The sequence below is a fragment of the Pedobacter sp. SYSU D00535 genome (genome assembly GCF_017355855.1).
In the GTDB taxonomy this organism is placed as follows: domain Bacteria; phylum Bacteroidota; class Bacteroidia; order Sphingobacteriales; family Sphingobacteriaceae; genus Desertivirga.
Genome location: NZ_JAFEWD010000008.1, coordinates 126,218 through 147,141, shown reverse-complemented (window position 1 = coordinate 147,141; position 20,924 = coordinate 126,218). Strand labels below are relative to the sequence as shown.

Sequence of the window (20,924 nt, the reverse complement as noted above, 5' to 3'; positions counted from 1 at the left end):
TAGATTAACCCGTGAGCACCTATTGGAACTCTCGGGTCATATTAAATGATGGAATGATTATCTCTTGGTGTGATCGATCGCAATACCATATGGAATAAAACCTTTTAGGAAAAATTCGACGGGCTTGCTACCGTCAAGAGCATAGCGCTTGATTCCGGAGTTACTACCATCACCAACTACTACACCTGTCGCACTTATATCCGCAGCATCGCGGTATCCCCAATACACATAGCCTGCAGTGCCATCGTCAGGTGCGCTATCGATAGCTATTCCTGTCACATACGTCTGTTCATTTGCTCCTCCCTCGGTTGAAAAATTAGGCATAGCGTCCAGGAGCTCGATATTACTTCCGTCAAGGTTCGACCTGTAAAAGCCCTTATTCAATCCGCCCCCCACAAAGTTGATGGCGAAATAGATCTTACCATTCTTCGTGTCAACGGCGAAGTTCCGAATCTTTGCATCCTTTAGCCCGGGTACAGCCTCAATGAAAGCAGCAGTGCTGGCGTTATACTTATACAAGCCTTTCCCGGCGGATCCATGTTTGGAATACCAAAGCGTTCCGTCTATCACCTGAAGCCCTCCATCTAACCATCCGAAAGTACTTGTGGTTCCTGCATGTGCAGCAGTGACGCTAAAACGTACCGGAGGGTAAGCTGCATCGACAGCAGAAGCTGAGATGGTTCTTACTCCCCCAAATCGAGTAACAAAATAAACCGTTCCGTTCGCATCCACAGTACTGTAGAACGGATCATCCCCATAAGCACTATTTGGCGCTGGCTGTGTGATCGTCTTTTCATCTCCCCCCTCAAGGTTTACAGAGAAAACGCGTCCATCGGATTTCAACGAAGTGAATACGACTCCCGTTCCGGCATCGGATATATAAACCCTATTATTAAATACATTTATCCCAAGCGGGTGTAAACCTACATTAGCCGGAAGTTGTAGCGCACTACTTGGTTTCAATTGCGTGAATCTTTTCTTGTATAGTTTTCCCGTCCTCACGTCAGTGAAGTACAAGGTTTTAACAAGCTCCCCAAGCACCACTACCTGCGCAGTAGCTGTCAAGGTTTCCTGACCGTCGTTTATCGTTAAAGTCACCGTATGCATGCCTTCATCCTGGAAAGTGACTTTAGGTGAAGCCTCGGTAGAAGTTAAACCAGGCTCTCCAAAATCCCAGGCATAGGTAACATCCTGGTTAGGATACTTGAAAACATTCGCAGAGAAGGTGGCTTCCTGCATGATACCGAGATTTGCCGGTACGACTATCTTCGGCTGCATCTTCTGAATAGTGATCTCTTTAGAGATAGTTTCCGATCTGCCACCCTGCGTCGCGGTCAAGGTAACCGTGTATTTTCCAGGAAGAGCGTAATAGATCGTATCCGGAACCAAAGAAGTGCTGGTGTTCAGGTCAGAAAGCCCCTCAGCAGTCAGCGTCTTGCCACCTTCAAACTTCCAGTTATAGGATTCACTATACTTGGATCGATTGGTGAGGACTATTTTCGCAGGTGCAAAGACCTCGGCCTGCGGAAAATCGAAGTTTACAGCAAATTCCCCGTCTGGTTCAATTCTTGTAAACTCCTCCTCCTTACAACCTCCCAGCAAAAAAAGGAAGGCAGCGATCAGATATAAAAAATTAATTCTTTTCATCGTACTTCAGATTAAAAAGTGGACTCAAACTCGTTGACAACTTCTGCCGCTGCGCCCGAATCAACGATAGTTCGAACTGTTAAAATGGCCCGCAGCGTACCTTCTTTCTTAAGCGATTTGAAACCGGTATCCACTAAAAGCTGGCGGGTCAGGTTTGCCCTCAGATAAGCACGACCGGCATCGGAAATGCCTGTTCTAGTCGTACCGCTGGTTGTGTAGTTTGCTGCGGGAGCATTAGGAAACAGTTTTTGATAATCCGCAACGGCTATCACGAATGACAACTGGTTTCTGAGGATCGAGAACGCCTCCTCCGACAGTTTCATCAGTAGTTCCTGACCCTCCATTGCATAGGTTCCGGGAACAGGCTTAAAGAGTGTGTAATCGCCGGAGATAACATAGTTGTTCGTCGCAGTTACGAAATAGTTATCAAGTTCCTTGTTGACACTACTCACCGACTTCCAAACTTCATTCTTTTTGATGGTGTCAGTCACTACCATTACAGGGTCGGTACTGCTCCAGGTGCTAAAAGTGGTATTGTCCAGCTGTAGTTTTACGCCAAACTTCTCTATCAGCGTGTGAAGGAACTCGACCTTCGATATCCTATCCTCCGTATGCCAGCTGGAAGCTGTCACGCGGACGGTTTCCTCCAGAGCTGGTCTTCTGTTGCTGAGCGTTACACGAACTTCCGCCCTTAACCTCCCACTTGTCGCTCCCAATTCCTCCACAGGGCTTTGTTTTTTACAGGCCGCCATTGACATCATCAGGCCGGCCATCAAAGCTATCATGTATAATTTCATAGAATTTAGTTCTTAAGTTGTGATTTTTCAGCCCACCAAACGGGTGTTAACACCCAGTTTCGCGCAGTGGCTCCCAGCCTTTTGATCTCCTGGGGATTATAAATATATTCCGTCTGAGGATCATAAGGAAAACGCTGGATCCACTTGTCCCCAAATTCGGGCAGCACATTCAGGGGACGATAAATACCGGGATATGCCGTCGCACTGTAGCCGTACCTTCGCATATCCACCCAGGTCTCCGGTTGCAGGTACAAAGCGACATACTTTTGCATCATAATATCACTGATCAGCAGCTCTCCAGCGCTCTGCTTTACTTTGCTGGAAGCCATATAGCTCGCTATGTCGGCGCTTGCTACCCCTAGCCGCGTCATATTCGCCATAATGCCATCCCTATAGGCTTCGTAAGCTGTATTTTTATCGTTCTTATAAAAAGCAGCTTCTGCTTTAATGAAATACAGCTCCTCTTTTAGAAATAATGGATAAGGAGAATTATCGGCAGTCCAGTACCCATTATATAGATTTGCAAAATCGTCCATTGTAGGAGGGGTGGTAGGCGTAGGCCAGCCCTCTACAGTTAAACCCTCGGAAGCGCGTGCGCCATTATAGGCATTTTTCGCACCGGGCGTTGTAAGCTTGTAGAGCCGGGGATCATGGACCAGGCCCTGATCGTTCACCTTCATATAGTTGATGAAGAAATCCGTAGAAACGGTATTATTTAATTCATTGACGATATCCGCAAAATTCCACTCAGGTCTGGGAATGGTCGGCCCCCACATGTTGCGTTCCCAGTCTTTTGTGGGTGCAGTACTGTAATTAAATATTGCATCACCAAAACCATTCAGAGCGGCACCCGCTTCTGCTAACACCTCATCGTAACCATCCTGAAAATTGGCAGTATGCAAGAGCATCCGTGCTTTTATCGCATGAGCGAAGGCTATCCATTTACTCATATCGCCTTTATAGAGCAGATCCGATTTTTCGTTCATCACCTGAGCGCCTGAACCACTCCGCTGAATATCTGCAATTCCTTCATCCAGCAGCTTAGCCACTCCCTGATAAACCACCTCCTGCGGATCGTACACCGGGTTGAATGTTCCGGTATATGCCTGATTGAAGGGCATATCTCCGAAGGAGTCCGTAGCAGTGAGATAAGAAAGGGCCAGGATGATCTTCGCCACTCCCATATAGTTATGAGAACCTTCCTCTTCTGCCCTTTCTATCAGCCCAATGCAGTTACTGCCCACATCAAAATAATGCCAGCGCCATGCACCCATACGGGTGATCTGGTTATAGTCCCAGCGAGCTTCCTCCGCAAGTGTATTATACCTACTGGTCAGATAAAATGAATGGAAGCTCGAATAGCGCGCATGTGAATAGGCATGGTAGGCCATGTTCCCTAGAATCGCAGGTAGCCTCAAGTTGGAGGAGGTGGTTACCGGTTGAACCGGATTGGTGTTGATATCCAGTTTCTCGCACGATGTCGCAATCAAGAGAACCAGTACCGGAATAAGTCTAAATATCTTTTTCATTGCTGTAATTGTTATAGTCCAACGCTCAGTCCAAGTGAATAAGTTCTTGAAATCGGAATAGCTCCAAAGTCGACACCCATAGTGCTTCCTCCACCCCCGCCAGCATTCGGGCCGGCGCTGTTTACTTCGGGATCACCTCCTGAATAGTTGGTAATGAGGATCGGATTCTGAGCCGAAAGCTCAAGACGAAGGCTGTTTACACGGAGTTTGCTCGTCAGACTTTGGGGAAGAGAATAACCAAAGGTGATGTAACGCACCCGAGCCCAGTTTACCTCCTCCACGAAATTCGTTCCCACAGAAGTATAGTTGGTAGTGAAATAATTATAGTCCAGCGGAACAACCCTGGTGTTTTTAACATACGATCCGTCAGGCTGACGCACAACTCCATCAAAGACAAACTCCTTATCTCTCCATTCTCCGACGTCGGCCGCAATTCCGCGTGAGATCATGCCAAGTCTGGTAGCATTGTAAACGTCTCCGCCCAACCTAAAGTCCCAGAGGAAGGAAAGGGACATATTCTTGTAGTTGAACTTATTTAACAAACCAAAATTAACTTTAGGTTCCCTGTTCCCGATATAGCTTTGCCTGCCTTCCGAGTTGATCACCGGGTAACCATCGTCACCAATAACTGTGTATCCGTCCGGATTTTTCTCATACTCGATACCGATAATGCCGAGCACCGGCATGTTGATCATCGAGCCCGCGATGGCCGCTGAATACGGCTGCCCGAAGGTATAGGGGAATACTTCAATCTGTCCTGGAAATTCGAGCATTTTAGACCGGTTCCTCCAGCCGTTCAGGGTGACATCCCAGGTTAGGTTTCTGTTCTTTAGAGGAGTTCCACTCAGCGAAAGCTCAACCCCGCGGTTTCGCAGGCTGCCGGCATTAAAGGTCTGGATGACGAAACCAGTGGGTAAGGGTACGCGGGCAGTAATGATCTGATCGTTACTTTCCTTATCGTAATACGCAGTTTCTAAACGTAAGCGATTTTTAAAGAGGCTAAACTCCAGACCATATTCCTTCTCAATTGTAGTTTCAGGAACAAGGTTGGGGTTTCCACCTGTGGCGTTATTCTGAAATCCTCCGCCTATACCGAAATATTGGGTCAATACCGTATTGGTAGCATATATCGGTGCGTCTTTACCTACTTTAGCGTAGCTCGCCCGAACTTTTCCAAACCAGTCGCCCCGATTGTTGAACAACTCTGAAAACGTGAAGCTCCCGGAAACGGAAGGAGAATAGAATGTCCGGTTATCACCAAGCAAGGTAGAGGTCCAGTCATTTCTACCGGTCACACCGACACTCAGCATATTTTTGTAGTCTAGCTTAAAGTCGCCGTAAACAGCATACCTCCTTCTTTTCGGGTTCCCCTCTGCTACTATCAGATTTGCGGGAGCTATATTATTAATACTGTAAACCCCGGGAACCAAAAAATTCTCCCCAGAAAAAGTATTGGATCTCCCCTCATAGTATTCCTGACTGGTGCCGAGGATCAGTGTACCTCGCAGATTCTTCACAATCTCGCGGTCGAAGGTACTGTTGAAGATCGAGGTAAGATTTACATAATTACCCTTGCTCTCATAGATTCTTCCATCCATAAAACCCGGCGTCCCTGCAACCGTCACATTGCCATAACCCTGATTATAATAATCCTGGCCAAGCCGGTAAGACAGATTAATCCACTTCACCGGTTTATAATTCAGATTTCCGTTAATCACCACCCGCTGTGTTCCTGAATTCCTCGGATTTTTTTGCACCCCCCACATTGGTGATATCCTCGCTGTGGTTTGGGAGTTGGTTTCCTCGAAGTACTCATAATAAGGATTGCCGTTTTCATATTGATATCTTTCGATATCGTAGCGAAGCGGATAAAAATAGATGCTGTTTGCCCACCCCCCTGAATTGCTGCCCACCAATCCTTCCTGGATATCGTTCCTTATATAGTTGGCCGAGGCCGTTAACTCAAGTTTTTTCGTCAGGTTCGCTGTACCCTTGATCAACAGGGAAAGTTTGTCTGACTCCGTATTGGGGATAATCGAACTCCCCGAGCGGTAATTACCCGACATATAGTAACTATACGTTTGCGTGCCGCCGTTAACATTAAGGTTCACATCGTTCACCAGCCCGGTCTGAAAGAACCGCTCCATATTATTATAGATCAGCTCATCGCTCCTAAACTTCCTTCCCCAGGAAGAAACAGAGCTTTCGTCAAAGGTACCTCCGAGTCCGTTAGTATACAATTTCTGCTGCTCAGGCAGGCGTCCTACCGTTTCTACATACGACCGCAAAGAAGCGTTTACGCTCATCTTCCCCTCTTTTCCCCTTTTGGTCGTAATAATGATCGCCCCAGAAGCGGCATCAATGCCATATAAGGCTGCGGCAGCTGCACCTTTCAGGATCGAAATATCTTCAATGTCTTCCGGATTGAAGTCGGCTAGACGGTTCACTGTCCCATCCGTAGATGCGTTACTTACCCGGATTCCGTCGACGATCATTAAAGGCTGGTTATCGCCAGTTAAGGAGGATACCCCCCTTAAAATAATCTCGGAAGGAAGGCCCGGCGAACCGCCTGCAGAGGTGATCTGAGCGCCGGCAATCTGCCCCTGCAAACCATTAATAATATTGGCCTGGTTGGAGGCACGCAGATCCTCACCCTGTACTTTTTGTACCGAATATGTGAGCGTCCGCTTGCTTCTCTCAATCCCGAGGGCTGTGGTCACTACTACCTCGTTTAATACTTGTGCATCCGCTTTAAGCGACACATTAATGACGTCTGCCTCTCCAACCGTCCTTTCTTCAGGCGTCGTACCAACGAAAGAAAACTGAAGAACCTGTCCCGTAGAGGCGCGAATGGAGTACGTTCCGTCGGCCGCGGTACTAACCCCTAGGTTAGTTCCTTTCACCTTGACAGAGACGCCCGGCAAGGGGAGCCGATCTTCTGCCGAAGTAACCGTCCCTGTGATCTGTCGCTGCTGAGCAAAGACGGGGATCGACACGAGCAGGCCCAGGATAAATGCGAGTAGCCTTCTTTTCATAAAAATGAATGATTGAGTTTATATATAATTAAAAATTTCTAACAAAATGAATAAAGCCGCATAAACACGAACACCAAATCACCTCAAATTCGCGATATACCTCAAATATATTATTTGAATTTGCAACATTAAAACAAAACAAGAAAAAAAACGCAAGAAAAATCAAAAAAAAGTCCCCATCACCGCACTCCCACAAATAAATTCAAACAAAACGACATTTTTTTAGTCAATTCCTACAGCAACAAGAAAAACCAACACCAAAAAAGGCTATTTATAAAGCAAATATTTCTTTCTAATCGATTTATACTTCGACAATCCTTTCTTCCAACTTTTCCTGATCTCCTTTTCAGAAACGCCGGCAATAATTTGCTCCCTAAATTCCTTCACGCCTGCCAGCTTATCTATATTTCCCATCTCCTTACTTTGCGTAAAGTCAAAAAACCTCTCTTTATCTGGATAGGCGGCATACAGCTCCATCATCCAACTGAGATTAATCTTTCCACTCTTTCGCAAAGCCGCAACCACCTCCTCGCTTCGCAGATTCAGCCCGAAACACTCCTTATTCATATGCAGCGGAGTTTCACTCATTCCTTTGATGCTCTTTGGTGTAAATGAAAAGGGATATTTACCTTTCAACTCCGGATTCCCAAGCACTGTAAAAGGAGTATATGTACCCCTACCCTGACTTATCACCGTTCCTTCAAAGAGACAGGTGGATGGATAAAGAATTATGGATTCAGGAGTATTGAGATTTGGCGAAGGACTAACCGGGAGCTCGTAGGGCAGGTGGTGTGAATAATTAGCGACAGGAATAATTGTGATTTTGCACTGAACGCCATTTGCCAGCCACTTTTCCCCATTTATCATTTTAGCATACTCTCCAACGGTCATTCCATGGGCTATAGGAACGGGATGAATGCCAATACCCGACTTCAAATCCGGGTTTAGGACCGGGCCGTCTATCAGATACCCGTTAGGATTCGGACGATCCAGAATGAGCAATTCCTTTCCATTCTCGGCACAAGCCTCCATCACGCGATGCATGGTAATTGTGTAGGTATAGAAACGAGCGCCCACGTCCTGAATATCAAAAACCATCAGATCGACATCCTGTAAACTTTCTTTAGATGGCTTGCTATTTTTCCCGTAAAGAGAAACTACCTGAATGCCTGTTTTGGGATCTCTTTCATCGTCCACATGAACACCGGCACTTGCATTTCCCCTAAAGCCGTGTTCAGGACCAAATATTTTGACAATATTCACACCCAGCGCTTTAAGACTATCTACGCTATGACGGTGCCCGATGATAGAAGTTTGATTGACGACGAGTCCTACTCGCTTACCTTTTAAATAGGGCAGGTACTTTTCTGTCTGATCAGCTCCGGTAATAATTGAAGTTTTCTTGGACCTCGGCTCCGTATCCCGCCCCTCAGACGGGGTTAGAACGCCGGCGAATAACAAGGTCAATAGCAGGATCTTTTTCATATCTAAACATTAATACCTATGCATTACAGTTTTTATGACAATCAGAAACAGCTCCCGCCAGATCAAAAATCACCCTACAACTATTTGAGATTGAGTTTACCTTGTTTAAAGAGGTCGACAATACTGCTTTCTTTCAAAAGCGAGCTTGTTAATTAGTTAATAATTTTAGTTGGTTAGCTGCGCTCAGGCGCACAATTCAAACTTATGGAATAAAATTATAAAATGCAAGAAAACGCATTTTTTTCTTTAAAACATGCAAAAACACACACAGAAAGGGGGAGAAACAAAAAAAAAATACGCACAAGCGGACTAAAAATGCACCTTTGTGCAGATTTATCCCTGGGCCTTTTAAAAAAATTGAAAGACATAAAACGGTCAATAGTGCGACCAGGTTCGGTTTTCGAAATTCAGCCCCAACTGCAAGAGTTACCCTTAACTATCCAGGTTTTACAAAATAAGACGGAATACGGTCTATCAGATAAGTTCGACAAATTTTGAGTAGCCGTGCAAAGCCGCATCAGAAGGCTCGAGGTCTGTTACCAAATAATGAATGGCGTTCAGATTACACACCTTCATCTTTTGCACAGAATTTAGTTTTTCGGCAATACTTACTATCGCTGTTTTTTTCGCAGCCTTCAACATTGCTTTCTTTACCTGAACTACCTCAATATCAGAATCGGTGATTCCGGCTTCAAGAGATAAACCATTTGTTCCCAGAAAACACAGATCAACGTGTATATCTGCCAGCTGGTTAATCACCATCGATCCTATACTAATATGAGCATTAGGCGAAAGCTGTCCACCAAGAAGAATCACGTTGATGTTCGAATTTTCTACCAGTTCCAGTGCTACTAAAGGACTAATCGTAAAAAAAGTACAACGCAAGTTCTTTGGCACCATGCGTGCAATCTCGATCATCGTTGTTCCGCCACCTACAAGCAATACCATCTCATCTTTGATAAGACTCAAGGCTTTTTTAGCGATCTCCTTCTTCGAGTCCTTTGCATAGGTTTCCTTCTCGGTAAAAGGATAGTGAAAGGATTTGGACAAGGCGCCCCCATACACTTTAATAATCTTACCTGTTTCTGCAAGCTCGTTCAAATCCCGTCTTATGGTATCTTCAGAAACATTCAGCTCAGTGCTTAGGTCTGATGATAATACTTTATTGTGAAGGTTGATCTGTTTAATGATGTAGGCCTGGCGTTCTTCTTTGAGCATTTACTTTCGTCCGATTGAAGTTTGGGAATCATTCTCCATCCAAAAGAGCAAGAATGAAATTTTCGATAAAAAAACAAAAAATAAGAAACAAATTAAACTTAATTAAAAATAAAGGGCTCTATATGCTCGCAAGTGCTCCCCTTTTTCTACACAACCTGCTTCTAGAACTTCAAATTTGTCTCTTCTATTAAAGGACAAAAACAAAAAACCAATACATCCCCGGGAAGTTTAATAATAAAGCTGGTATTTTATGGAAATTGAAGAACATCTGAAAAAATCAGGAACTCAAAATCCCGGTCCTGATCCAGTACCCGGCCAGTCAAACGATGCCGAAGCCGAAGAAATCACGCCACGGCCCGACGATGATGAATTGATTCCGGAGGACGAAGAGTTTGAGAAACACTATGGGGACCTGGACGGAGGATCGGACACGGACATACTGCCCCACCCTGGCAAAAACGAGGAAAACCTGGAATAGACAGAGGGCCGCTACTGGTAATAGCGACCGGTTTTGTTTTGCATTATCTCCTCAATTTCCGGAGAATTAATATCCACTACTGATTCATCCTCCAGGGCTTCATCCTCGTTAAGATAAGGCTCCAGAAGGTAGAATTCTCCGGTAAGAGTGTCTTTTAGGCCAATGTCTTTCGAATAGGTGATCTTTACATACCGATATCCTGAACCAATCCACTGGCTTTTACTACCACCATCAAAAATTCTTAATTTCATGTTTTTTAGGATTTAGGTGCGCGATTCAGGTTAAACTAGAAATTTCAGCAAACCCTCCATCAACTTCAGATGAACCGTCGGCACGTGCTTCGCCTCTACAAGTTCGTCGTCTACGTGCGCTATAAATTCATCGCAGCTAATGCGAAGCTCCCTAGCCTTGCAGGTGTCAAAGAGATCCGGGTCCTCCACCCCATTTAATTTAGCTTTGACGTAAGCAAGCAATTTCTCACGTTGTGTTTCCGGAATCAGGATCACCTCAAATTCACCATCTCCCGGGTCCCCGAAAGGTGAAAGCACAAGATTCGGCCCGATAGACTGTATGTTCATTACCTCTACCATCAAGAATTTTCCACTATGAACAGTACCGTCTATATCAATGGTGGCCTGCAGGGGTTGAAACGTTTCTGCTATTTGCTGCAGCAACGCAAGCGCAAGGTGCAACTTCTTGTCCGGAGTATCTTTCAAGGCTTCGTCCTGTTTTTCCATCTCTTGCATCAGTAATGGAAAAATTCCAAAACCGAAGCCTTCGAGGAAAAAGCTGGCACCCTGCACGTTTTCAACCTTGCCGACGTCAAACTTTTTAAATTCAGGATGCTTCCATTTTTGAATCACCTCTTTATCGTCTTCCGGCATTTGCAGGGTTTTGGCGATGTTATTGGCAGTGCCGGCGGGAAAAACTGCTAGCGGAAACTTATTGTTGAGCCCTCTCTCCAAAAACTTCTTTGCCACTCTTCTAACAGTACCATCACCACCAGCAACGGCTACAAAATCCGTTTCCTCGTCAAGCTGATCCCAACCTTCCTTTTTTAGAGAAGAATAATGACATTTAATTCCGGCTGATTCGATCATTGATTCGAGTTCCTTTTTCGAGTGGGACTCATCTCCGGCTTTCGGATTGTGTAAAAGGGTAACTACCTGCATTGTTAATTCTCTAAACTTTAAAACATAGCTCCTGTTAATTGTTTGGCACGATTGAAGGATTTATTAAAAATATACTATGAGAATATTGGTAACAAACGATGACGGGATTTATAGTCCGGGGATTGCCGCCTTAGCCAAAGTTGCTTCCAAATTTGGAGAAGTGCGGGTGGTAGCCCCCGATGTAGAACAGTCTTCTATGGGGCATGCGGTGACTCATTCCCGTCCGCTTTCTTATAAAAAATCGCCAATCGAATTTCCGGGAATCGAGGCATACCGTGTAAACGGAACCCCTGCAGATTGCGTTGCATTGGGAACTCATCTTTGGAATAATACAGACGTGGTCTTATCCGGAATAAATATGGGCCCGAACCTGGGGAACGGGATGTGGCATTCAGGAACCTTAGCAGCAGCTAAACAGGCAGTGCTTTTAGGAATTAAGGGAATCGCTTTAAGCACTCCTGTCGGAAAAACAGAGCCGAACTTTGATTTGCTGGCCCCCTTTGTAGAAAAAACGCTTTCAATGTTGTTGGAGAAGAACGAGCTATCCCTGTACAATGTAAATTTCCCACCTGATCCTCAGGAAATCAAATGGACAAGACAATCGGTGAGGTTGTACGATGGTACCATCATACCCGGAACTGATCCGATGGGACGCAAGCACTACTGGTTCACAGTTACCCCACTGGAGCCGGCTGAAGAAGGAACGGACCGCTGGGCTGTAGAGAATAATTTTGTTTCCATAACACCGCTAAGGCTTGATCTTACGAACGAAGAGGAACTGAAAAGAGTACAGCAAACCCAGCAGGTCTAGCTTAAAAAGAATAATCCGGGGCCACATCGCACCGGATTATTCCTGGTATTCATTCGCTTAGCTGTTCAACAAACCTCTGCCTCCTATTTAACTCTGCTATAGATCTCAGCTTCAATAATACTTAAGGTTCCTTTGGCATTCTTATCATCGCGGGCTACACCGTCATCCAATTTCTTCCCATTTACTTCGGTTCCGATATTGGAATCGTCTTTACCGGAATTTTCATTCGTCAAGCGAATAGTTACCGACTTTCCCTTTGTTGGTTCACAAATAAGAGTGCAATAGCCAAGGGTTGTCGGCGTATTACCACGAAACACTTCTTTTCCATCTACCGAAATACTGATCGGGTAAGAACGGCTTCTGAAGTTATTCAGTTTCAGCGTCACCTCATCTACTATTCCTTCTTTCTCAAGGTCGTACTTTATCCAGGCCGTTGATATCTTTCCATCGTTCACCCAATCGGAAAGTTCGTTGTCGTCAAATGAAGCTTTTACACTTTCACTGTTGGCACCTGCTGTTGCATTTACTATCTGATGAGCAATACGCGAAGGCTTAAACGAAGCTCCGGCTGGTGTCGGTCCCCGCTTCAGACTGGGACGAAGCCCGTCATAAGGCATATCCAGGGAAAGACCATTCGTTACCTTTACTGGAACAGACTTGAATGCTACTGTGGCTGATTTCAGTCCTTCGGCATTGGCTGTAAGCACTATCTGTCCAGCTTGGGTAGTAGACCGTATAAGCACCCGATTGACGCCGCCTTCTACCGGAAGGCTTTTCGCCAGGATGTAATTATCGGGACCTTGCGCTAACCCGCCGCGCCATTCAGCCGCTCCTTCTAGCTTAAAGTCAATCATGTTTAGAGCTGTAGGACAGCGGTTTCCCTGCGCATCCACCACTTCCACCTGTACCAGTGCTACATCGGCACCGTCTGCTTTTAGTCCCTTAGGCGCCTGTTGCACGCTAAGCCTTAGAGCTGCCGGAGCTCCCGCTGTTTTTATTTCATCTGTCGACAGGATTTTGCCCTGAGCATCGTAGGATACGGCCTTAATTGTGCCGGGCTCATAAGCGACATCTTTAAAGGTAAACAAAAAGCCGTGGCTGCGCTCTCCAAAACCTTTAGACTGCCCGTTAATCAATAACTCTGTCTTCTCGCCACTTGATACCACGTACACATTTTTCTTAACGCCCTGCTGGTAGTTCCAATGCCCGATAATATGACTACTATGTCTTTCCACATCTACCCAGCCGTCCCACATTACCTGGTGAGCAAAAAAGCCATCTTTCGGAATCCGCATCGGATCGACCTCCCCGCTCCTGCGGTAGTTCTCCGCCCCACGGAAGTGGGTGTTGGAGTCGGAGAAGATGATATTCACCCCACCGGAACTTACCCGTTTGCCCGTTCCCGGACGTTCTCTCCAGAACTCATACCAACGGATGACATTCTCAATGGCATGAGAATCCTGATTACGATTATAAGCACTTGCAGGTGCATTTCGGTATAAAGGCCCATCTCCATCTTTGTGAAAAGGAGGCGAGAACTCATCCCAATATTTCCTCAGACCCTCATCTCTGGAATATTCAGTAGCCCACATCGGGATATGAGCGCTTTTGTTCGTATAAAGCATCTCACCACCGTATTCGGCAACCTTACTATCCAGCATCTCTCTCGAACCGATAGCGCGACCGCCGTGAGGATCGTATTTATATTTGATAGCCTTCATTTCAGCCATATGCTCTTCGCTGATCGACTCATTGCCACTTTCGTAAAACAAGATACTGGGGTTGTTCCGATTGTAAATGATGGCGTCGCGCATCAGCGCTGTTCTTTGCTGCCATTGTACACCCTTTGCGTCTTTTTCCGCGTCACCGGCAGGCATCGCCTGGATCAGACCCACCCTATCGCATGATTCTACATCTTGTTTCCAAGGTGTAATGTGCATCCAGCGAACCAGGTTGGCATTGCTTTCTACCATCAGTCCGTTACTGTAATCACTTAACCAGGGTGGTACGGATAATCCCAGAGCAGGCCACTCGTTACTGGTACGTTGTGCATAGCCTTTCATCACCAGTACGCGATCGTTCAGGTAGACCATCCCATTTTTGTATTCGGCCTTGCGGAAACCGGTTCTCGTGTTCACCTCGTCCAACAGTTTCCCATTCACTTTCAGACGGGTTTGCACATCGTAAAGATATCCGTAGCCCCAGCTCCAGAAGTTAAGGTTTTTCATAGCAGCGCTGGCGCTCACCGTTTTAGTTTCTCCCGGTTTTATTCGCGTTGCCGATGATCTGAATACCTTCAGCGTTTTCCCATCCAAATCTTTCACCTCTACCTCATATTGAAAGGTCTGCTCGCGACCATGCTCATTTTTTACTTCAGATTCTGCTACAATAGTTGCGGCCCTTCCGGGGATATCAAAATCTTTAGCATAAACATACACTCCGGTAGTTTTTAAAAAGCTGTAAAGCGGTAGCGTTTGGTAGAGTTTATCACTTACATGAAGCCAAACGTTTTTAGGAAGCCCCCCATAGTTGGCGTTGAAGTTCTTATCGCTCCACTGAAACTTAGTGTCGGTGGCTTTTTCTTTGTAGGCCCAGTCATTATCAATCCTCACCGCGATCACGTTCTCCCCGTTGGGGTTTATTAGGTCGGTAACATCAAATCCGAAACCCATTGCACCATTTTCATGTAAGCCGATAAATTTTCCATTTAAGTAGAATTCACCTGCCTGACGTACTCCTTCGAACTCAAGAAACACTTTTTTACCTCTATCGGAAGAAGGAAGCTTAAAGCGTTTCCGGTACCAAACAATACCGGTAGGATGGTGGTCGATCGCCACTTTGAAGGCGGCATCTTCATTCCAGGCATGCGGAAGTGTTACCGACTTCCAGGAACTGTCGTCGTAATTTGGTGCTTCTGCCCCCTTTTCATCCCCCACAAACAGTTTCCAGCCAGGGTTGAAGTTGTACTTGATTCGGGCCGAACCAAAAGCTGTTGTTAGCCCCAGCAGCATTAAAAAAGCCGCTTGCAGGATCAGGTGTCTCTTCATATAACTTGAATGTTTAATAATTGGTTCTCAACCGGTATGAATCTTAGCGTCCATCCAATTGAGTAGCGAAAGATAACTGAATTGAGAATTCCGATATGTAAAATCTGTATTACCTCGTATTAACTAACACCTTATAAAGAAAGGAAGAACATCATCGCGAGCCGCTTCTTTTCATCTTAGCCATCCAACTCCGGATAATCGCTGTCAGTAATTGTAAGTATTGGTGATGGTGGGGACGAGACAAGTTGTGGTCCAGCGGGGGGTTTGGCCGCACTTTCTCCGCACCTTCTCCGCACCAGCTCCGCTAAAAAGGATAGTTCAGCGGAGCATGTGCGGCCAAGAGCCGTTCTTCTTCAGCTGCTGACTCCCATCGGGGTAAAAAAGGTAGGAAGGCGAGGATCTGGAGCAGAGATGTTCATTTTCAAAACCAATTTGAGGAATACAGGTTTTTGACAATAAACTAGTTCAGCGATGAAATTCATAAAATCCCAAAATCCCGATGGAAGTCCGGTAAACCTATTCTACGAAGACTGGGGAACAGGAAAACCGGTTGTATTCATTCATGGCTGGCCGCTGGATCACCAGATGTGGGAGTACCAAATGAGCGTTTTACCAGAGATGGGCTTCCGGTGTGTTGCTTATGACCGGCGAGGATTCGGAAAGTCGGATAAGCCGTGGGCGCCCTACAACTATGACGTACTGGCCGACGATCTAAAAGCAGTGCTTGACCAGCTCGACCTCCACAACGTTACCCTTGTCGGCTTTTCAATGGGAGGTGGTGAAGTAGTGCGATATATGAGCCGGCATCACGGGGCTCGGGTGGCGAAAGTGGTCCTGATAAGTTCAATTACTCCCCTCACTATGAAGACCGACGATAATCCGGACGGAGTGCCACCGGAAAAGCTGCAGCAAATTCTTTCTGAGCTGCAAACAGACAGGGCCGGCTTTCTGGCAGATTTCGGCAAGCAATTTTATGGTGTAAGCTGGCTCAACCACCCGGCAAGCCAGGCCATGCTAGACTGGAATTTGACGGTGGCTATGCAAGCCTCTCCCAAAGCTACTCTGGATTGTGCCCACGCTTTTGCTGAAACAGACTTTCGCGATGAGATGAACAGTATTAATGTTCCCGTTCTTATTATTCATGGAGCAAGTGACGAAACCGTGCCGATTAAAGCAACGAGCGAAAAGGCCGCGGAGCTGATCCCTGGAGCAGAATTTATTGTGTACGAAGATGCACCTCACGGCTTATTCTTCACGCACAAACAAAAATTGAATGAAGATCTGATAGAGTTTTTGCAAGTACCAACGCGAACTATGGCATTATAAAACTGCTATGCGTTCCAGGATCTACACCAGACCTTCTTTACAAGCGTAACGGATTAGTTGCGCCGTATTTTTAACACCCGTCTTGTCGATCAGGCTTTGCCTATGTCCCTCTACCGTCCGGCGACTGGTGAAAGTAACCTCGGCGATTTCCTGATTGGTATACCCGTCTGCGATTAAGGTCAACACCTCCATTTCTTTTACAGTTAGGCTCACGCCAGCATTAAAAAAAGTATTATTATGATGCTTACTTGCCCTTCTCAGCATTGACATCCCAAGCTCCATGGCCAGCACCTCTTTACCGGTGGCGGCCTGTCGGATCGAAAAAACTAGCTCTTCAATACTCACATTTTTCAACAAATAACCGTTCACGCCTGCAGCAAAGGCATCAAAAATATACTTTTCGTTATCCATCATCGAGAGAACAATCACCTTAAGCTGGGGGTACCTCTCCCGGACCTGTCGAGCCAATTCCAACCCGTCCATTTCGGGCATATCTAAATCTGTCAGGATTAAATCAGCTATGAGACCTCCATCCAGTGCCGATAGCACGTCCAATCCATTACTCGCCTCTCTTACCACATCGATGTCAGTCTGAGTTTGCAACAGCGATTTAAGTCCGTTTCTAACAATGACATGATCTTCGGCAAGTATTAATCTAATCTTCTCCATCACTCCTTTAAGCTCGTTTATCCAAAATTTGTTTGGATCAGGAGAAGCTTTCACTACCCGCGGGGCAATAACAGCAAGCGACATCTTTTACTTAATCCCTTCTTCCAACATGCTTCTTTATAAAATTTAAAAATACTCCTAACCTTATTTTTCTTAAACAGTATAAACCCTTACAATTCAGTAACTTTAAAGCTTTAGAATTGGGGAATTCAGGCGTTTATTGTCAACCATTTGGAGGTGGAGAATCGAAAGACTTTCCGCCTCTGATATTTCAAGTGTGATGAAGTTTTTTGCAATACTACTATTGTTTGTGTTCGTATCAGCAGCGGGAGCGCAGACGTTACCAACTTCCTTTAGCGAACTTTCTGACTCAAGTTTTGCGGCGGCTGCTCCGACTAAGTCTCGCCGGCCAATCAATCCCGAATATGCAGCTCCTGTCGTGATGTTTGGGTTAGGCTTGCTGGCGAATAACAGTCATAAGCTCCATCACCTGAACAAGCAGATCCGGGCCGAAGTGCTCGAAGACAAAAATCGCCGGGTTAACATGAAGATTGACGATGCGCTCCAATACACACCTGCTGAAGCGGTGTTCGCACTTAACCTGCTTGGATTTAAAAGCCGCAACGGCTTCATGGACCGGGCTTTTCTTTACGGACTATCCCACTACATCGGCAAGACGACAACAGATAATCTGAAAGGAATCAGCGGTCGCATGCGGCCGGACGGCTCCGACAGGCGCTCCTTTCCGAGCGGCCATACGACAACAGCTTTCGCAGCTGCAGAGTTTATGCGACTGGAATACCGAGATGCATCACCGCTCTTTGGGATCTCTGCTTATGCCATAGCAGCCACTACCGGGGCGCTGCGGATCTACCATAACAAACACTGGTTTACAGATGTGATTGCCGGGGCGGGTGTAGGAATCCTATCTACCGATCTAGCCTACTTTCTCTATCCCAGAATGAAGCGATTCGTCCACCAGTCTTTAAAAATAAATACGCAAAAACTTCAACTTAGTCCCGTTTACCAAAGCCGCACGGCAGGCTTATCCCTCATTTACCGACCTGACAAATAAAATTTCTGTTTGCTGTTTTGCTTAGGCTGATACCTTTGCAGGATGAACAACATTAAGAATATAATTTTTGACTACGGCAACGTCATCTTCACCATAGATTTCAAAAAAACACAACATACTTTTACTGAGTTGGGCATCCAGAATGTGGAGAACGTTTTCGCACATGTGGGACAAAACCCTTTGTTTGACGAGTACGAAAAAGGAAATATCTCATCGGCTGAGTTTAGGGATGGCATCAGAAAGATCACAAACAGACCCGAGTTGAGCGATGAAGAAATAAACAGAGCCTGGATGAGCCTTCTGGTCGGGATTCCGCCTGTAAACCACCAGATCGTTCTTGCTGCGCAAAAGAGATATCGTACCTTTCTTTTAAGTAATATCAACGAAATTCACCTCGATTACATCACCGAGTATCTTAAGAGAGAGTTCAATACGGACACCAATGATATTTTTTTTGAAAAAGTGTACTACTCTCATCTTGTCCGAATGAGAAAACCGCATCCGGAAATATTTCAGTTTGTGCTGCAGGACAGCAATCTTGACCCAAGTGAAACGCTTTATATTGACGACAGTCCGCAGCATATCAAAGGTGCCATTGAAGCAGGTTTTGTTCACACCCATCTGCTTACCGCGGACGATTCCCTGGAAAGCTTCATGGCCCGCTCCGGCTTATTGTCGTAGACCTGCTGCCGCTCTTTAAAGAAAACGAAAATAGGGCCTGGCGAAGCGAACACTTTCAGAAAAATCTGGCTTTAGCAATTAAACAAAAGAAAGTGGGAGCTTGTTAAATTGATATGGAAAACTATCAAACAGTAGTAGAAGCCTTAGCTGGATTAAAAGAACGGGGCTTCACATTAGACTTCAACCTCGCCAATGGCGTTCTACATAATAGTGATCAGAACATTGCACTTTCTCCTGACGATTTCAGCATTTGCGAAATCCACAGGTTTGAAGGAATGTCAGATCCGGCGGACAATATGATCGTTTACGCTATAAAATCAGATAAATACAACTTGAAGGGATCGTTTGTAAACGGATACAACGCCTATTCTGACGACGTTTCTGAGGAATTACTAAAAAAACTTAATACGCCGGGCTAGCTTGCAGCACTTAGTCAGGGGTACGAATCAGGAACTAAGCCTGATTCGTACCCTTATTTTTAAGATGATCTTCTCTTCCGCTCGGCAGCAATCAGGGCCAGCTCTCTTCCCATTTTACCCGTTATTGCTTTATTTTCTTCTGCCCTTCGCATCAGGTACGGCATTACCGCTTTTATCGGCCCGTATGGAACGTACTTAGCTGCGTTGTATCCCTCGTGAGCCAGATTGAAACTAAGATTATCGCTCATCCCCAATAATTGGGCAAAATAAATATGCGGATGGTCTTCCACAAGCTGTTTCTTTTTGATCAGCTCGGCTAGTACCAGACAGCTCGCCTCATTGTGCGTACCTGCCACCAGTGCCACGTGTTCCAAATGCGCTGCGCAGAACACCAGGCCCTCGTTATAATCACGATCTGTAGCATCTTTAGTAGCATGAATGGGTGAAGCATATCCCAGCGCTTCGGCCCTAGCCCGCTCTTTTTCCATGTAGGCTCCCCGCACCAGCTTTGCTCCCAAAATAAACCCGTCGGTTTCTGCCAAATAAACATCCGCTTTAAGCGATGCCAGCTTATCAGTACGATATAATTGATAGGTGTTGTACACAATTGCTTTTTCCCGATTGTACAAACGCATCATCTCGATAGCAAGTGTATCTATCGGATCCTGGATCCAACTCTCCTCCGCATCCATCATTACCGGAACATCATGATCGTAAGCAGTTTTACAAATATGATTGATCCTCCCCTTCACCTTGAAAAATTCCGCATGCTCGGCCGTTGTTAAAGGGTGTCCTGCCCCCAACTTCTCAAGCAGCGCTGCCCTGGCTAACGCGCTGGGCTTAAACACCGCAAAAGGAATACGCCGGTCTTCTTTCGCCCTCCGAATGGTTTGAACAATCTCTTCGACGGTGTTTGCAAATCCTTCCTCGTTCAGCACAGCCTCCACGGAATAGTCGAGAATGGATCCCACAAAGCCCCGGTCTAATGCTTCGATAGTTGGTTCACATTCTTCAATGCTTTCGCCACCACAAAACTGGCTGAACACTGTATTTTTTATTAAACCTCCAACCGGCAAGCCCACGTTTAGCGCAGAGGAGGCAACCGAAGTACCCAACTTGCTCACCACGCCATTACTTAACATTTTAAAAAGCCAGTAAGCGCGGTTCAACTCTTTATCGCTTTTTCCCCTGAAAGCGATTTCTGTATTATCAAAATTCAGCATACTTAAATCAAAATCAATTCTTCGGCTAATGTTGTGCCAAACAAAATAGAGATAATGCAATGATACGTTCCAAAATCTTAAATCAGTATTTGTAAGTTTGCAAAATGATTGAATTTAAGCTCGAGGGCGAATTTATCCCACTCATCCAACTATTGAAAGCCACCAACCTAGTACAAACTGGCGGCGAGGCGCAAATAGTAGTGAGCGAGGGCCTTGTAAAGTACAACGGCAATGTGGATACCCGCAAGCGTTTGAAGGTAAAACGCGGAGACATTATCGAGTTTGAAGATCAAAAAATCCTGGTAATATAAT

18 protein-coding genes are annotated in these 20,924 nt (G+C 45.7%); 7 read left to right on the top strand and 11 right to left on the bottom strand.

Going from position 1 to position 20,924, the window contains the following annotated elements; all coding sequences use genetic code 11:
- Positions 1-57: 57 nt before the first annotated feature.
- The 6 genes from J4N23_RS16010 to J4N23_RS15985 all read right to left on the bottom strand — a co-directional run bounded on the left by J4N23_RS16010 (position 58) and on the right by J4N23_RS15985 (position 9,711).
- The gene (locus tag J4N23_RS16010; RefSeq protein ID WP_207428728.1) at positions 58-1,647 is read right to left on the bottom strand and encodes a PKD domain-containing protein; all 1,590 of its coding nucleotides are present in this window, start codon (positions 1,645-1,647) and stop codon (positions 58-60) included.
- A gap of 11 nt (positions 1,648-1,658) precedes the next feature.
- Positions 1,659-2,444, bottom strand: coding sequence for a hypothetical protein (locus J4N23_RS16005; RefSeq protein ID WP_207428727.1), 786 nt, complete (start codon positions 2,442-2,444; stop codon positions 1,659-1,661).
- 5 nt (positions 2,445-2,449) lie between these two features.
- Positions 2,450-3,973 (bottom strand): SusD/RagB family nutrient-binding outer membrane lipoprotein, encoded by a 1,524-nt coding sequence (locus tag J4N23_RS16000; protein WP_207428726.1) that lies wholly within the window; start codon positions 3,971-3,973, stop codon positions 2,450-2,452.
- Between the two features lie 11 nt (positions 3,974-3,984).
- On the bottom strand, positions 3,985-7,008 hold the full coding sequence (locus J4N23_RS15995) for a SusC/RagA family TonB-linked outer membrane protein (RefSeq protein ID WP_207428725.1): 3,024 nt from the start codon (positions 7,006-7,008) through the stop codon (positions 3,985-3,987).
- Positions 7,009-7,275: 267 nt separating this feature from the next.
- Positions 7,276-8,493 (bottom strand): exo-beta-N-acetylmuramidase NamZ domain-containing protein, encoded by a 1,218-nt coding sequence (locus tag J4N23_RS15990; protein ID WP_207428724.1) that lies wholly within the window; start codon positions 8,491-8,493, stop codon positions 7,276-7,278.
- 474 nt (positions 8,494-8,967) lie between these two features.
- Positions 8,968-9,711: a DeoR/GlpR family DNA-binding transcription regulator gene (locus J4N23_RS15985; protein ID WP_207428723.1), complete on the bottom strand. Its 744-nt coding sequence runs from the start codon at positions 9,709-9,711 to the stop codon at positions 8,968-8,970.
- Positions 9,712-9,961: 250 nt separating this feature from the next.
- Here J4N23_RS15985 and J4N23_RS15980 point away from each other — a divergent pair, with 250 nt between their 5' ends.
- Positions 9,962-10,189 (top strand): hypothetical protein, encoded by a 228-nt coding sequence (locus J4N23_RS15980; protein ID WP_207428722.1) that lies wholly within the window; start codon positions 9,962-9,964, stop codon positions 10,187-10,189.
- Positions 10,190-10,200: 11 nt separating this feature from the next.
- On the opposite strand, the gene J4N23_RS15975 is transcribed toward J4N23_RS15980, so the two are convergent.
- Together J4N23_RS15975 and J4N23_RS15970 are read right to left on the bottom strand one after the other, a co-directional pair.
- A complete protein-coding gene (locus J4N23_RS15975) occupies positions 10,201-10,440 on the bottom strand; it encodes a hypothetical protein (protein ID WP_207428720.1) in 240 nt (79 codons plus the stop codon).
- A 30-nt stretch (positions 10,441-10,470) separates the two neighbouring features.
- A complete protein-coding gene (locus J4N23_RS15970; RefSeq protein ID WP_207428718.1) occupies positions 10,471-11,361 on the bottom strand; it encodes a diacylglycerol kinase family protein in 891 nt (296 codons plus the stop codon).
- A gap of 76 nt (positions 11,362-11,437) precedes the next feature.
- Here J4N23_RS15970 and surE point away from each other — a divergent pair, with 76 nt between their 5' ends.
- A complete protein-coding gene (gene surE / locus J4N23_RS15965) occupies positions 11,438-12,172 on the top strand; it encodes a 5'/3'-nucleotidase SurE (RefSeq protein WP_207428716.1) in 735 nt (244 codons plus the stop codon).
- 83 nt (positions 12,173-12,255) lie between these two features.
- On the opposite strand, the gene J4N23_RS15960 is transcribed toward surE, so the two are convergent.
- Positions 12,256-15,219 carry a sugar-binding domain-containing protein gene (locus J4N23_RS15960; RefSeq protein WP_207428715.1) on the bottom strand — a complete coding sequence of 988 codons (2,964 nt, stop codon included), beginning with the start codon at positions 15,217-15,219 and terminating at the stop codon, positions 12,256-12,258.
- A gap of 471 nt (positions 15,220-15,690) precedes the next feature.
- On the opposite strand from J4N23_RS15960, the gene J4N23_RS15955 reads away from it, so the two are divergent.
- Positions 15,691-16,545, top strand: coding sequence for an alpha/beta fold hydrolase (locus tag J4N23_RS15955; RefSeq protein WP_207428714.1), 855 nt, complete (start codon positions 15,691-15,693; stop codon positions 16,543-16,545).
- Positions 16,546-16,566: 21 nt separating this feature from the next.
- On the opposite strand, the gene J4N23_RS15950 is transcribed toward J4N23_RS15955, so the two are convergent.
- Complete coding sequence (locus J4N23_RS15950; protein ID WP_242689260.1) at positions 16,567-17,298, bottom strand: response regulator transcription factor; 732 nt, start codon at positions 17,296-17,298, stop codon at positions 16,567-16,569.
- 196 nt (positions 17,299-17,494) lie between these two features.
- Between J4N23_RS15950 and J4N23_RS15945 the strand changes: the two genes are divergently transcribed.
- The 3 genes from J4N23_RS15945 (at position 17,495) to J4N23_RS15935 (ending at position 19,389) form a co-directional block, all read left to right on the top strand.
- Complete coding sequence (locus J4N23_RS15945; protein WP_207428713.1) at positions 17,495-18,289, top strand: phosphatase PAP2 family protein; 795 nt, start codon at positions 17,495-17,497, stop codon at positions 18,287-18,289.
- A gap of 42 nt (positions 18,290-18,331) precedes the next feature.
- The gene (locus J4N23_RS15940) at positions 18,332-18,970 is read left to right on the top strand and encodes an HAD family phosphatase (RefSeq protein WP_207428712.1); all 639 of its coding nucleotides are present in this window, start codon (positions 18,332-18,334) and stop codon (positions 18,968-18,970) included.
- 113 nt (positions 18,971-19,083) lie between these two features.
- Positions 19,084-19,389, top strand: coding sequence for a phosphoribosylpyrophosphate synthetase (locus J4N23_RS15935; RefSeq protein WP_207428711.1), 306 nt, complete (start codon positions 19,084-19,086; stop codon positions 19,387-19,389).
- A gap of 59 nt (positions 19,390-19,448) precedes the next feature.
- Here J4N23_RS15935 and J4N23_RS15930 read toward each other — a convergent pair whose 3' ends face one another.
- Positions 19,449-20,612 carry a proline dehydrogenase family protein gene (locus J4N23_RS15930; RefSeq protein WP_207428710.1) on the bottom strand — a complete coding sequence of 388 codons (1,164 nt, stop codon included), beginning with the start codon at positions 20,610-20,612 and terminating at the stop codon, positions 19,449-19,451.
- Positions 20,613-20,716: 104 nt separating this feature from the next.
- Here J4N23_RS15930 and J4N23_RS15925 point away from each other — a divergent pair, with 104 nt between their 5' ends.
- Positions 20,717-20,923: an RNA-binding S4 domain-containing protein gene (locus tag J4N23_RS15925; protein WP_207428708.1), complete on the top strand. Its 207-nt coding sequence runs from the start codon at positions 20,717-20,719 to the stop codon at positions 20,921-20,923.
- Position 20,924: the final 1 nt, after the last annotated feature.

Coding starts and splice junctions, on each gene's coding strand:
- J4N23_RS15960 (WP_207428715.1), bottom strand. CDS start 15,219: ATGAAGAGACACCTGATCCTGCAAGCGGCTTTTTTAATGCTGCTGGGG.
- J4N23_RS15945 (WP_207428713.1), top strand. CDS start 17,495: ATGAAGTTTTTTGCAATACTACTATTGTTTGTGTTCGTATCAGCAGCG.
- J4N23_RS15940 (WP_207428712.1), top strand. CDS start 18,332: ATGAACAACATTAAGAATATAATTTTTGACTACGGCAACGTCATCTTC.
- J4N23_RS15930 (WP_207428710.1), bottom strand. CDS start 20,612: ATGCTGAATTTTGATAATACAGAAATCGCTTTCAGGGGAAAAAGCGAT.
- J4N23_RS16000 (WP_207428726.1), bottom strand. CDS start 3,973: ATGAAAAAGATATTTAGACTTATTCCGGTACTGGTTCTCTTGATTGCG.
- J4N23_RS15955 (WP_207428714.1), top strand. CDS start 15,691: ATGAAATTCATAAAATCCCAAAATCCCGATGGAAGTCCGGTAAACCTA.
- J4N23_RS15975 (WP_207428720.1), bottom strand. CDS start 10,440: ATGAAATTAAGAATTTTTGATGGTGGTAGTAAAAGCCAGTGGATTGGT.
- J4N23_RS15970 (WP_207428718.1), bottom strand. CDS start 11,361: ATGCAGGTAGTTACCCTTTTACACAATCCGAAAGCCGGAGATGAGTCC.
- J4N23_RS15995 (WP_207428725.1), bottom strand. CDS start 7,008: ATGAAAAGAAGGCTACTCGCATTTATCCTGGGCCTGCTCGTGTCGATC.
- J4N23_RS15990 (WP_207428724.1), bottom strand. CDS start 8,493: ATGAAAAAGATCCTGCTATTGACCTTGTTATTCGCCGGCGTTCTAACC.
- surE (WP_207428716.1), top strand. CDS start 11,438: ATGAGAATATTGGTAACAAACGATGACGGGATTTATAGTCCGGGGATT.
- J4N23_RS15950 (WP_242689260.1), bottom strand. CDS start 17,298: ATGTCGCTTGCTGTTATTGCCCCGCGGGTAGTGAAAGCTTCTCCTGAT.
- J4N23_RS15935 (WP_207428711.1), top strand. CDS start 19,084: ATGGAAAACTATCAAACAGTAGTAGAAGCCTTAGCTGGATTAAAAGAA.
- J4N23_RS16005 (WP_207428727.1), bottom strand. CDS start 2,444: ATGAAATTATACATGATAGCTTTGATGGCCGGCCTGATGATGTCAATG.
- J4N23_RS15980 (WP_207428722.1), top strand. CDS start 9,962: ATGGAAATTGAAGAACATCTGAAAAAATCAGGAACTCAAAATCCCGGT.
- J4N23_RS16010 (WP_207428728.1), bottom strand. CDS start 1,647: ATGAAAAGAATTAATTTTTTATATCTGATCGCTGCCTTCCTTTTTTTG.
- J4N23_RS15925 (WP_207428708.1), top strand. CDS start 20,717: ATGATTGAATTTAAGCTCGAGGGCGAATTTATCCCACTCATCCAACTA.
- J4N23_RS15985 (WP_207428723.1), bottom strand. CDS start 9,711: ATGCTCAAAGAAGAACGCCAGGCCTACATCATTAAACAGATCAACCTT.